The organism is Pseudomonas sp. RW10S2 (assembly GCF_014268985.1).
In the GTDB taxonomy this organism is placed as follows: Bacteria; Pseudomonadota; Gammaproteobacteria; order Pseudomonadales; family Pseudomonadaceae; genus Aquipseudomonas; species Aquipseudomonas wayambapalatensis.
On the sequence record NZ_JABWRO010000060.1, the window covers coordinates 19,929 to 31,715 of the forward strand.

The 11,787-nt window shown below is 65.8% G+C and carries 10 protein-coding genes; 7 read left to right on the forward strand and 3 right to left on the reverse strand.

What is annotated here, in order from left to right; genetic code table 11:
• Positions 1-8 precede the first annotated feature (8 nt).
• The 5 genes from HU729_RS14470 to HU729_RS14490 all read left to right on the forward strand — a co-directional run bounded on the left by HU729_RS14470 (position 9) and on the right by HU729_RS14490 (position 5,469).
• The gene (locus tag HU729_RS14470; protein WP_186710672.1) at positions 9-878 is read left to right on the forward strand and encodes a LysR family transcriptional regulator; all 870 of its coding nucleotides are present in this window, start codon (positions 9-11) and stop codon (positions 876-878) included.
• Between the two features lie 153 nt (positions 879-1,031).
• The gene (locus tag HU729_RS14475; RefSeq protein ID WP_186710674.1) at positions 1,032-2,090 is read left to right on the forward strand and encodes a putative 2-aminoethylphosphonate ABC transporter ATP-binding protein; all 1,059 of its coding nucleotides are present in this window, start codon (positions 1,032-1,034) and stop codon (positions 2,088-2,090) included.
• A gap of 1 nt (position 2,091) precedes the next feature.
• The gene (locus tag HU729_RS14480) at positions 2,092-3,816 is read left to right on the forward strand and encodes a putative 2-aminoethylphosphonate ABC transporter permease subunit (RefSeq protein ID WP_186710676.1); all 1,725 of its coding nucleotides are present in this window, start codon (positions 2,092-2,094) and stop codon (positions 3,814-3,816) included.
• 30 nt (positions 3,817-3,846) lie between these two features.
• Complete coding sequence (locus HU729_RS14485; RefSeq protein WP_186710678.1) at positions 3,847-4,869, forward strand: putative 2-aminoethylphosphonate ABC transporter substrate-binding protein; 1,023 nt, start codon at positions 3,847-3,849, stop codon at positions 4,867-4,869.
• Positions 4,870-4,920: 51 nt separating this feature from the next.
• Complete coding sequence (locus HU729_RS14490) at positions 4,921-5,469, forward strand: phosphonate degradation HD-domain oxygenase (RefSeq protein WP_186665544.1); 549 nt, start codon at positions 4,921-4,923, stop codon at positions 5,467-5,469.
• Between the two features lie 196 nt (positions 5,470-5,665).
• On the opposite strand, the gene HU729_RS14495 is transcribed toward HU729_RS14490, so the two are convergent.
• Both HU729_RS14495 and HU729_RS14500 read right to left on the reverse strand, forming a co-directional pair.
• Positions 5,666-7,030, reverse strand: a complete 1,365-nt coding sequence (locus tag HU729_RS14495; protein WP_186710680.1) for a GTPase/DUF3482 domain-containing protein — start codon at positions 7,028-7,030, stop codon at positions 5,666-5,668.
• Complete coding sequence (locus HU729_RS14500) at positions 7,023-8,414, reverse strand: DUF2868 domain-containing protein (protein WP_186710682.1); 1,392 nt, start codon at positions 8,412-8,414, stop codon at positions 7,023-7,025. Before HU729_RS14500 ends, HU729_RS14495 begins: the two co-directional genes overlap by 8 nt.
• 54 nt (positions 8,415-8,468) lie before the next feature.
• On the opposite strand from HU729_RS14500, the gene HU729_RS14505 reads away from it, so the two are divergent.
• Complete coding sequence (locus HU729_RS14505; RefSeq protein WP_186665550.1) at positions 8,469-8,984, forward strand: dihydrofolate reductase; 516 nt, start codon at positions 8,469-8,471, stop codon at positions 8,982-8,984.
• 56 nt (positions 8,985-9,040) lie between these two features.
• Here HU729_RS14505 and HU729_RS14510 read toward each other — a convergent pair whose 3' ends face one another.
• Positions 9,041-10,432, reverse strand: a complete 1,392-nt coding sequence (locus HU729_RS14510; protein ID WP_186665552.1) for an L-cystine transporter — start codon at positions 10,430-10,432, stop codon at positions 9,041-9,043.
• Positions 10,433-10,672: 240 nt separating this feature from the next.
• Between HU729_RS14510 and HU729_RS14515 the strand changes: the two genes are divergently transcribed.
• Entirely contained in the window at positions 10,673-11,731 is a 1,059-nt protein-coding gene (locus HU729_RS14515) for a haloacid dehalogenase-like hydrolase (protein WP_186665554.1), read from the forward strand.
• Positions 11,732-11,787 lie beyond the last annotated feature (56 nt).

Consider the following 11,787-nt stretch of genomic DNA (forward strand, 5'->3'; position numbering starts at 1 on the left):
GAGGTGCCATGCTCGCATCGGAGCTCAAAGCCTTCTACATGGTGGCCCGCCTGGGCAGCATCACGCTGGCGGCGAAGAAGCTTGGGCTCAGCCAGCCCACGGTGACCACGCAGATCCGCAACCTGGAGAGCCAGTACGCGGTCGAGCTGTTCTACCGGGGTGGCCGACGCCTGGTGCTGAGCGAGGAGGGCGCCAGGCTCCTGCCGCGGGTCAAGGCCTTGCTGCAGCAAGAGGCGGACATCGAGTTCGAACTGCGCAACAGCGGCCAGGCCCAGGGCAGCTTGCGGGTCGCGGCCACCGCGCCTTACTACATTCTCGACCTGGTGAAGGTGTTCCGCGAACGCCTGCCCCAGGTCGAGGTGGCGGTGGAGATCGGCAACTCGCAACAGGTGCTGGAGATGCTTGAGGAGTACCGGGTGGACATCGCTGCCTCGTCGCAGTTGGTCGAGGATGCGCGCCTGGTGCGCCGGGTGCTGGGCAGCGATCCGCTGGTCGTGGCCGTGCACCGCAGCCATCCGCTGGCGCAGCGTCAGGCGGTGGGCATCGAAGGCCTCGCCGGGCATTGCCTGTTGATGCGCGAACCGGGTTCGACCACGCGCAAGCTGACCGAGCAGATGATGCAGGAGGCCGGGGTGAAGGCCGGTGCGCTGTTGGAAATCGGCAGCCGCGAATCGATTCGCGAAGCGGTGCTGCGCAATATCGGCATCAGCGTCATTGCCCGCCATGAAGTGCCCCTGACCCCGGAGTTGCGGGTGCTGGCACTGGAGGGCGCGCCGCTGATGCACGAGTACCTGTATTGCCTGAAGGAGCGGCGCCAGGCGCGCTTGCCGGCGGCGTTTCTTGGGGTAGCGCAGGAAGTGGCGGGGGCTCGGTTCTAGATTTCCTGCAGCTTGTTCGCGGTGCCATGCCCGTGTTCGCAGGCCCTCAACCAAAATCCGCCAATGCCACTATCACCTGCTTTGCCCTAATCGCCACAGAACCTTTGCACAGCCTTCCTAGCATGGCCCTCATCTCTTCGATGAGGCCCCGCCATGAACCACACCACTCCGGGCGCACACATGCACGTGCGCGGCATCCACAAGCGTTTCGGCGCGTTTACTGCGCTGAACGACGTGTCCCTGGACATTGCCGCCGGCGAGCTGGTTTGCCTGCTCGGCCCCTCCGGCTGCGGCAAGACCACCCTGCTGCGTTGCATCGCCGGCCTCGAACGCCAGGACCGTGGCTCGCTGTACATCGGCGAACGGGATATTTCCGATCTGCCGCCCCAGGCCCGTGACTACGGCATCCTGTTCCAGTCCTACGCGCTGTTCCCCAACCTCACCGTCGAAGCCAATATCGCTTATGGCCTGACGGGCGGCAGCCGCGACCAGTCGCGTCAGCGCGTCGCCGAAATGCTCGAGCTGGTCGGCCTGACCGGCAGCGAAAAGAAGTACCCCAGCCAGCTCTCCGGTGGCCAGCAGCAGCGCGTGGCCCTGGCCCGTGCGCTGGCGCCATCGCCGTCGGTGCTGCTGCTCGACGAGCCAATGTCGGCGCTGGATGCGCGGGTGCGCGAGCACTTGTGCGCCGAGCTGCGCCAACTGCAGCGCAAGTTGGGCATCACCACCTTGATGGTTACCCACAACCAGGACGAGGCCATGCTGATGGCCGACCGCATCGCCGTGATGAATAACGGGCAGGTCGAGCAGTACGCCTCCCCGCAGGATATCTACGACCGGCCTGCCACACCGTTTGTTGCCGAGTTCGTCGGTCAGGGCAACTGGCTGCCGTTCCAGCGCCATGACGACAGCCACGCCCAGGTGGGCAGCATGAGCATGCGTCTGGCTCCGGGCGCGGCGAGTGCGCGCAGTGGCCGGCTGTTCTGCCGCCCGGAGGCGATCATGGTCAATCCGGTGGTACACGAGGAGAACCTGTTTCCGGCCAAGGTGCGTGAGCTCACCTTTCTCGGCAACCGCTGCCGCATGAGCTTCGAGCTCAAGGCCTTGCCGGGGCACGCGTTGCTCGCGGAGCTCGCGCCCGAAGCCATGCCGCGCCTGGGCTCGCAGGATATCTGGGTGGCCCTGCCACCGCAGAGCCTGCAGGTGTTTGCCTGAGATGGCCGCGCCTATGAGCGTATCGCTGGCCGCCGTCAAGGCCGCATCAGGTGGTGGCATCGCCCTAGGTGATCGCCTGTTCGTGGTCGGTGGCAAGAGTCTGCTGTTGCTCCTGCTGCTGCTGGCCGTGCTGATGCCGCTGCTGGCCATCTTCTGGCGTGGTTTCAGCGGCGAGGCGGGCCAGGGCGGTGGCCTGCAGGCGGCCGCCGAGCTATTTGCCAGCGACAACTTTCGCTGGCTGCTCGGCAACAGCCTGGCAGTGGCTTTCAGCGTGGCGCTGATCGTCGTGCCGCTGGCCTACGTGTTCGCCTATGCCCTGCAACGCACGCTGATCCCGGCCAAGGGCTTGTGGCGCGGGATTTCATTGCTGCCGCTGCTGGCGCCGTCGATGCTGCCGGCCATTGCGCTGGTCTACCTGTTCGGCAACCAGGGCCTGCTGCGTGCACTGCTGAGCGACAACATCTATGGCTTCTGGGGGCTCGTGCTCGGCGAGGCGATCTACACCTTCCCGCATGCCCTGATGATCCTGCTGTCGGCGCTGTCGCTCGCCGATGCGAGGCTGTTCGACGCGGCCTCGAGCATGGGCGCAGGACCGTGGCGGGCCTTTTGCAGCATCACCTGGCCGGCCACGCGCCAAGCGGTGTTCGCCGCGTTCTGCCTGGTGTTCACCCTGACCATCACCGACTTTGGCGTGCCGGTGGTGGTCGGTGGCGACTATCAGGTGCTGGCACTGGAAGCCTACAAGGCGGTGGTCGGCCAGCAGCAGTTCGGCCGTGGCGCCCTGATCGGCATGGTCCTGCTGGTGCCGGCGCTGCTCAGCTTCAGCGTCGATGCCTGGCTGCGCCGCCGCCAGGGCGAGGCGATGAGCGGGCGCGCGCAGGTATTCGAGCCCCAGCCTTCGCGTCGTCGCGATGCCTGCTTCCTGACCATCGTGGTGCTGGTCTGCGCAGCGCTGCTGGGGGTGATCGGCATGGCGGTGTATTCGTCGCTGGTCACCTTCTGGCCCTACAACCTGACGCTTTCGTTCAAGCACTACCTGTTCGACGAGACCGCTGGTGGCGGCTGGCTGGCCTACCGCAACAGCGTGACCATGGCCCTGTGCTGCGCCGTGATCGGCAGCTTGGTGATCTTTACCGGCACCTACCTGATGGAGAAAACCCAAGGCCAGCGCCTGCTCAACCAAGCCTTGCGCCTGCTCAGCTTCGTACCGATGGCGGTGCCAGGGCTCGTCCTGGGCCTGGGCTACGTGTTCTTCTTCAACCTCGCCGGCAACCCGCTGCATGTCTTCTACGGCAGCATGGCGTTGCTGGTGGTCTGCACCATCGCTCACTACCTGACCACCGCACAGATGACCGCAAGCACTGCGCTGCGCCAGCTCGATGGTGAGTTCGAAGCGGCTGCGCTGTCGCTCAAGGCGCCGCTGTATCGGCATTACCTGCGCGTCACCGTACCGATCTGCCTGCCTGCACTGCTGGATATCGTGCGCTACCTGTTCGTCTCCGGGATGACCACGGTGTCGGCGGCGATCTTCCTCTACAGCCCCGACACGATCCTGGCCGCCGTCGCCGTATTGAACATGGACGATGCCGGCAACGTTGGCGGTGCTGCGGCGATGTCCACCCTGATCCTGCTCACCAGCGCCACGGCCTCGCTGCTGCTGGCGGGGGCCTCGCGCGGTCTGTTGCGCCGCTCCCAGGCCTGGCGCCAGCGCGCGCCCAAACCCTGATTCGACTGTCCACCTCAAAGGAGCTGCCTCATGTTCAAGCCACTTGCCCTTGTTGCTGCCGTATCTGCCGTGTTCAGCCTGCACGCCTCGGCGGCCGCTACCCAACTGACCGTCTACACCGCCCTGGAAGCCGAGCAGCTCAAGAGCTACAAGCAGGCCTTCGAGAAGGCCAACCCGGATATCGAGATCAAATGGGTGCGGGACTCCACCGGCATCATCACCGCCAAGCTGCTGGCCGAGAAAGACCGCCCGCAGGCCGACGCCGTGTGGGGCCTGGCAGCCTCCAGCCTGGCCATCCTCGATCAGAACGGCATGCTCGATGCCTACGCGCCGAAAGACCTGGGCAAGATCGCACCGAATTACCGCGACGCCGCCAACCCGCCAGCCTGGGTGGGGATGGACGTTTGGGCCGCGACGATCTGTTTCAACACCATCGAGGCCGAGAAGCAGGGCCTGAGCAAGCCGGTGAGCTGGCAGGACCTGACCAAGCCCGAGTACAAGGGCAAGATCGTCATGCCCAACCCTGCCTCGTCCGGCACCGGCTTCCTGGATGTCAGTGCCTGGCTGCAGACCTTCGGCGAGCCCCAGGGCTGGGCCTACATGGACGCCCTGCACCAGAACATCGGGCAGTACGTCCATTCTGGTTCCAAGCCCTGCAAGCTGGCGGCGGCGGGCGAGTTCCCGATCGGCATCTCGTTCGAGTACCCGGCCGTGCAGCTCAAGCGCCAGGGTGCGCCGCTGGACATCGTGCTGCCCAAGGAAGGCCTGGGCTGGGAAATCGAGGCCACGGCGGTGATCAAGGGCACGCCTAAGGCTGACGCAGCCAAGCGCCTGGCGGATTTCTCGGCCAGCCCAGCGGCCATGGCGCTGTACAAGGACAACTTCGCCGTGCTGGCCGCGCCGGGCATCGCCAAGCCGCAGACCGAACTGCCGGCCGACTATGAGCAACGCCTGATCAAGAACGACTTTGCCTGGGCGTCGAAGCACCGCGACCAGATCCTGGCCGAATGGCGCAAGCGCTACGACGGCAAGTCGGAGAAGGTGGCACAGTAAGTAGCACTACATTCAACAGGCCTATCCTCACGACGCCAGGACCCTACCGCGATGCCCAGCTCAGCCCAGATCATCGACAACACCTTCGCCTTGTATGAGCGCCACGGCGCCGACGACTACATCGGCGAAGCCATCACCCAGATCGAGCACATGTCCCAGGCCGCGCAACTGGCCATGGCCGAAGGCTTCGACGACGAGGTCGTGCTCGCTGCGTTCTTCCACGACATTGGCCACCTCTGCGGCGGTGACGCCAGCATGGGTGGGTATGGTGTGGTCAGCCATGAGCGTATCGGCGCCGAGTATCTGCGCCGTTGTGGGTTCGGCGAACGCATGGCGCGGCTGGTGGAGTTCCACGTGGAGGCCAAGCGCTACCTGACCTTGCGCAAGCCGGGCTATTACCAGCGGCTGAGCGAGGCGAGCCGGCGCACCTTGGGTTACCAGGGGGGCGTGATGAGCGATGCCGAGGCCGATGCCTTCGAGCGCGACCCGCTGTTTGCGGTGAGCCTGCGCATGCGTGAGTGGGACGAGATGGCCAAGGAGGTCGGGGTGCCGGTGCTGGACATGGCGGTGTTGAAAGGGAAGGCGCTGGCCTTGATCTGAGAGTTGCAGCACAGCCTTCAGCAGCGCTGCAGGGACTTGTGGGAGCGGCGGTTCGGCGCCCCGACTTGCCCGCGAAAAAGACACCGCGCTGCCTGGCACGGGCTACGCCCGTGTTCGCGGGACCAGCCCGCTCCCACAGGGGGATTGGGCTGGCCTTTAAATTTGAGCAAGACAGTTGCCCCTACAGGGAAGCGCCTCAGATCTGTGACACCAACGCCTCGAGTTGCTCCTGGCGTTCCGCCTGGTTCACCCGTGCGCCCGGATTGAGCGTCGACCATTGCGGATGCGCCCGTGCCTTGCTCAACGCTTCCGGTAGCTTGCCTTCGCGCCAGGCTTTCTCATCCAGCTCGCCCAGCCGCACCCTGTCCTGTGCGGCATGGCCACGGCTGTCCAGGGCGAGCATCAGTTGCTGTTGGCGCAGCGCCAGCAAGCGCAGCACGCTGTCATCCACGGTCAGTTCACGCTGACCCTTGAGCTTGCCCAGCAACCGCGATCCGTAATTGCGCGCAGTTTGCAGTGCGCCGCCGGCAATGGCCCCCGCCAGCGCGGCAGCGCCAAGGGTCAGGCCGCCGACCAGCAGATCGACACCAGCCCCGGCCGCCGCGCCAGCGGCCACACCGCTGCCCAGACGTACGCCCAGCAGCTTCAGGGTCTCGGGGTTGAACAGGTCATCGCCCCAGCGACCATCCAGCAACGGCAGGTCGCCGGCATTGGCATCCTCACGGCGGAACGCATAGAGCTTGAGCAGCGCCTCGACACAACGTTGTTCGCGCTGGCGCACATCCTGGCGCAGCGCCTCGATGGCCTTGGCTTCAGCGGCAGGCTCTGCCTCGACGCTGCGTCGGCAGGCGGCACAGTCGAGCAGCAGCTCGGCGATCAGGCGCTTGCCGCTGTGCTGGCGGGCCTGGCGCTGGGCCTGCTGGTCGTCGATCAAGCGCTGCAGAGCGGGGCGGGATTTCTCCAGTAGCAGGGCAAGGCTTTCGTAGAGGCGGCGCTCGCCGTCCTCGGGCGGGGCCACGCTGTCGAACCGCACCAGCGCATGCAGCCCCAGGCGGGCCAGGGCCTCACGCCACTCCGGCTCGCGGTGCTGGCTGCTGGCGACGAAGTTGAGTACCGGTAGCAACGGCTTGCCGCAACTGGCGAGCACCTCCAGTTCATCACGGTACTTGGCCAGCACCGGCTCGCGTGCGTCGATCACGTAAAGACCGGCATTGCTCGCCTGCAACTGGCGCAGCACCTTGGCTTCCTGTTCGAAACGCTGGCGTGCCTCGCTGCCCTGGAGAAAACGTTCCAGGCGGGCTGGGCCGTCGAGACGTTCACCGGGACGCTCCAGGCGCCCCAGATAGTCGAGCAAGGCGATGGCGTCCTCCAGGCCGGGGGTATCGTAGAGCTCGAGCAGGGGCTCGCCCTCCACCGACAGCCGCGCGCCTTCGACATGGCGGGTAGTGCTGGGGCGATGGGAGACCTCACCGAAGCCGACATCACGGGTGAGGGTGCGCAGCAGCGAAGTCTTGCCGACGTTGGTGTGGCCGACCACGGCCAGCTTGAGCGGATCAGTCATGGCCATGCTCCAGCCAGGTCAGGGGCGAGGTGTCGGCGTGGGGCAGGCCGAGGCGATCGAGGGCTTCGTGCCAGTCGCCCAGGCGGGCGGCGTCCAGTGCCTGGCCAGGCAAGGCCTGGAGCAACCAGATGCGTGTGGCGCCTGCGTTGCGCGCGAGTTCGGCGAGCAGCGCCAGGCTGCCACGATCAGGCGAGCGGCGCGGATCGCAGGCGATGGCCAGGCGCGCCGGAGGAAAGCGGCTGAGCTGCTCGAGCAGTTTGTTGCGCGATTCGCGGCTGTCGAGCACACCGGCGTTAGTCACCGTGGGCGGCAGCTTGGGCGGCCAGTTGCGCTGGTCGTCCAGCTCCAGGCCCACCAGCAGGGCGCCGCTGCTGCCGGTTTCCAGCTGGCCGGCCTCGAACTGCGGCAGGTGCTCGGGGGCGGCGTCCTGGACACCGATGCGCTCGCTGCGTGGCATCAGCGCTTCACGCAGCTGGGCATGGCCTGGCAGGCTGAGGTCCAGGGCGAGTTGCTTGCGGCCCTGGCGCCAGCGCCACAGGCACAGGATGGCCAGCAGCAGACGTGGCAGCAGGCCGTACACCAGCACCACGCCGAGCAGCCAGCTGGCCCAGGCCTGACGGGCGATGTCCAGGCTCGGCAAAGTCGCGCCGCTGGCGCGGATCATGCTTTCGTCGGGAATGCTGAAACCCAGCAGCGAGGGCAGGGCGCCGAGGGCGTTGGTCAGGGCGATGAAGGGTTCGGCGGCGAGCAGGGTGGTCTCCCAGACGAAGCCGTAACGTCGGGTCGCCAGCAGCGCCAGCAGCATGCCCAGCGCCGCGCTCATCGCCAGCAGCCACAGGCCATGCACCAGCAGGCCGAGCAGCCAGCGATTGAGGCGCTTGCGCTGCAGCAGCACCAGCAGGGCGGGGGCCAGGTGCGCGGCCTTGGCATCACGGGCAAAGAGTTCGCTGAGCCATAGCCAGAGCCGGCCCAAGGCCGCGCCCTGCTCGCCCGCGAAGAAGAAGCCCAGGGCCCAGCCGATCAGCAACACCAGGTTCAGGCCCAGCAGGCTGCCCAGCGCCCAGAACACATTCACCGGGCGTTGGCCGTCACCCAGCGCCGCGAGACCGAGGCCCGCGCCGCTGAGTACGGCGATGATCATCAGGGCCAGCAGGGCCAGGCGTGCCCCCTGCTTCCAGTGGCGCAGGGCCTGGGTCATGCCGTCGCGCTCGGCCAGCCACAGTGCGCGATGCTCGATGCGTGCCGCCAGGTCGCCGCCTTGCTGGCGCGCGCGGCGGTTGGCTTCCTGGTCTTCCAGGGGCCCGGCGTGTTCTTCGCGCAGGCGCACCGCTTCGGTGAGCCAGCGTTTGTCCAGTTCGGTCGGTGCAGTCACAAGGTCTTCCATTGCACGGGTCGAGGCCCAAGCATAACCCACGTGCCGGGTGCTATCCTCGCTGGCATGAACACATCACTCCCCCTCAGCCTGATCGCGGCGCTCGCCGAGAACCGTGTGATCGGCATCGACAACTCCATGCCCTGGCACCTGCCGGGGGACTTCAAGTACTTCAAGGCCACCACCCTGGGCAAGCCGATCATCATGGGGCGCAAGACCTGGGATTCGCTCGGGCGACCGCTGCCTGGGCGCCTGAACATCGTCGTCAGCCGCCAGCCCGGGTTGACGCTGGCAGGCGCCGAGGTATTCGCCTCGCTGGACGCGGCAGTGGCGCGTGCCGAGCAGTGGGCGCGCGAGCAAGGGGTTGATGAGCTGATGCTGATCGGCGGAGCGCAGCTCTACGGGCAGGCGCTGGAGAAGGGGCTGGTGAGCCGGATGTACCTGACGCGGGTGGAGCTGGCGCCTGAAGGGGATGCCTGGTTCCCGGCGTTCGACGCGGCGCAGTGGGCGCTGGTATCGACCGAACGGCAGGTCGAGGAAGGCAAGCCGGTGTATCACTTCGAGGTGTGGGACAAGCGATAGAGCCTGTCCTGTGGGAGCGGGTGAGCCCGCCCCCACGAATGCCCGACAAGTGTCGGTCAGGAGTGACTCAGCTCGGCATGCTCGTCCCCGGCCAGTACTTGCTGGTCGGTCTGCTTGAGCAGTTGACTGGTCACCACGCCTGCGGTCATCGAGCCATTCACGTTCAACGCGGTGCGGCCCATGTCGATCAGCGGCTCGACCGAGATCAGCAGCGCCACCAGCTCGACCGGCAGGCCCATGGCCGGCAGTACGATCAGCGCGGCGAAGGTCGCGCCGCCTCCGACCCCGGCAACCCCTGCCGAGCTCAGGGTGACGATGGCTACCAGGGTCGCGATCCACAGTGGATCGAAGGTGTCGATGCCCACGGCCGGCGCCACCATCACCGCCAGCATTGCCGGATACAGGCCGGCGCAGCCGTTCTGGCCGATGGTCGCGCCAAACGATGCGCTGAAGCTGGCGATCGACTGTGGCACGCCCAGGCGGCGCGTCTGTGCCTCGATGTTCAGCGGGATGCTGGCGGCGCTGGAGCGGCTGGTGAAGGCAAAGGTCAGCACCGGCCAGACTTTGCGGAAGAAGCGCAGCGGGCTGACGCCAGTGAACGCCAGGATCACCCCGTGCACCACGAACATCAGCCCCAGGCCGATGTACGACACCACCACGAAGCTGCCCAGCTTGAGGATGTCATCGAGGTTCGAGCTGGCCACCACCTTGGTCATCAGCGCCAGGACGCCATAAGGCGTGAGCTTCATCACCAGGCGCACCAGGCGCATGACCCAGGCCTGCAGCACGTCGATGGCCGACAGGGCGCGCTCGCCCTTGTCCTTGTCGTCTTTGATCAGTTGCAGGGCAGCAAGGCCGAGGAACACGGCGAAGATCACCACGCTGATGATCGAGGTCGGCTTGGCCCGGGCCAGGTCGCCCACCGGGTTGCTGGGGATGAACGACAGCAGTAGTTGCGGGATGTTGAGGTCGGCGACCTTGCCTGCGTAGTCGCTGTTGATGGCCTGCAGGCGCGCGGTTTCCTGGACGCCTGCCACCAGGCCCTCGGCACTGAGGCCGAACAGGTTGGTCAGGGCGATGCCGATCAGTGCGGCAATGGCTGTGGTCAGCAGCAGGGTGCCGATGCTCAGCACGCTGATCCGGCCAAGGGCCGAGGCGTTGTGCAGACGTGCCACCGCGCTGAGGATCGAGGCGAAGATCAGCGGCATGACGATCATCTGCAGCAAGCCGACATAGCCGTTGCCGACCAGGTCGAGCCAGGCGATGGTCGCCTTGAGCACCGGATGACCTGCGCCGTACAGGCTGTGCAGCACCAGGCCGAACAGGACGCCCAGCACCAGGCCAAGCAGCACTTTTTTCGCCAGGCTCCAGTCGGTGCGACGGGTTTGCGCCAGGCCCAGCAGCAGGGCCAGGAACGCCAGCAGGTTGAGGGAAAGCGGCAGGTTCATTGAAGCTCCGTGAAGCAAAAGTAGGAATCGCCTCTGTGAGCGATTGCGAACGGAAATGCTAACAGTCTGAAAACAAACGAATTTATATCTAAATGTAATTTAGATAGTCGTTTATGGAATAACGGGCTGTCGCGGTTGGCAATGAACATGCCGTTTCGAGCTCTTTCGAGGTCGGTGCCAGACGTCTGCCTGTCATGCAGGCGGTCTAGGCTTGAGCGGCCATGTCTCTGGAGAACGCACATGATGTCTGCTCCGAAACTCCTCGCGGGCGGTCTCGCCCTACTGCTCAGTGCCAGCACCTGGGCGGCTACCGAACTCAAGCACTGGCCCGCCGAGGCCGCCAAACAGCTCGACACGATGATCGCTGCCAATGCCCACAAGGGTAACTACGCGGTCTTCGACATGGACAACACCAGCTATCGCTACGACCTCGAGGAAGCGCTGCTGCCGTTCATGGAGAACAAGGGCCTGCTGACCCGCGACAAGCTCGATCCTTCGCTGAAGCTGATCCCGTTCAAGGATACCGCCGAGCACAAGGAGAGCCTGTTCAGCTACTACTATCGCCTGTGCGAAATCGATGACATGGTCTGCTACCCCTGGGTGGCGCAGGTGTTCTCGGGCTTCACGCTCAAGGAACTGAAGGTTCAGGTCGATGAGCTGATGGCCTCGAACAAGCCGGTTCCCAGCACCTACTTCGAAGGCGATCAGGTCAAGAGTATCGAGGTGCAGCCGCCGAAGGTCTTCACCGGCCAGGCCGAGCTGTACAACAAGCTGATGGAGAACGGCATCGAGGTCTACGTGATCTCGGCCGCGTCCGAGGAGCTGGTGCGCATGGTCGCGTCCGATCCCAAGTATGGCTACAACGTCAAGCCGCAGAACGTGATCGGCGTCAGCCTGCTGCTCAAGGACCGCGCCAGCGGCGCGCTGACCACGGCGCGCAAGCAGATCAGCGAAGGCCACTATGATGCCAAGGCCAACGAGGGCCTGGAGTTGACGCCCTATCTGTGGACACCCGCCACCTGGATGGCTGGCAAGCAGGCAGCCATCCTGACCTACATCGATGAGTGGAAGCGACCGGTGCTGGTAGGCGGCGATACGCCGACCAGCGACGGCTATATGCAGTTTCACGGGGTCGACGTGGGCAAGGGCGGCATCCACCTGTGGATAAACCGCAAGGCCAAGTACATGGACCAACTGAACGGAATGATCGCCAAGCATGCGGCGGCGCAGGCGAAGGAAGGGTTGCCGGTGACGGCGGACAAGAACTGGGTGATCGTGACGCCGGAGCAGATTCAGTAAGCGTTGTAGCGCCTATGCCGGCCTCTTCCCCCCCCGGGGGGGGGGGGGGGGGGGGG

Coding starts and splice junctions, on each gene's coding strand:
- HU729_RS14470 (WP_186710672.1), top strand. CDS start 9: ATGCTCGCATCGGAGCTCAAAGCCTTCTACATGGTGGCCCGCCTGGGC.
- HU729_RS14475 (WP_186710674.1), top strand. CDS start 1,032: ATGAACCACACCACTCCGGGCGCACACATGCACGTGCGCGGCATCCAC.
- HU729_RS14480 (WP_186710676.1), top strand. CDS start 2,092: ATGGCCGCGCCTATGAGCGTATCGCTGGCCGCCGTCAAGGCCGCATCA.
- HU729_RS14485 (WP_186710678.1), top strand. CDS start 3,847: ATGTTCAAGCCACTTGCCCTTGTTGCTGCCGTATCTGCCGTGTTCAGC.
- HU729_RS14490 (WP_186665544.1), top strand. CDS start 4,921: ATGCCCAGCTCAGCCCAGATCATCGACAACACCTTCGCCTTGTATGAG.
- HU729_RS14495 (WP_186710680.1), bottom strand. CDS start 7,030: ATGACTGATCCGCTCAAGCTGGCCGTGGTCGGCCACACCAACGTCGGC.
- HU729_RS14500 (WP_186710682.1), bottom strand. CDS start 8,414: ATGGAAGACCTTGTGACTGCACCGACCGAACTGGACAAACGCTGGCTC.
- HU729_RS14505 (WP_186665550.1), top strand. CDS start 8,469: ATGAACACATCACTCCCCCTCAGCCTGATCGCGGCGCTCGCCGAGAAC.
- HU729_RS14510 (WP_186665552.1), bottom strand. CDS start 10,432: ATGAACCTGCCGCTTTCCCTCAACCTGCTGGCGTTCCTGGCCCTGCTG.
- HU729_RS14515 (WP_186665554.1), top strand. CDS start 10,673: ATGATGTCTGCTCCGAAACTCCTCGCGGGCGGTCTCGCCCTACTGCTC.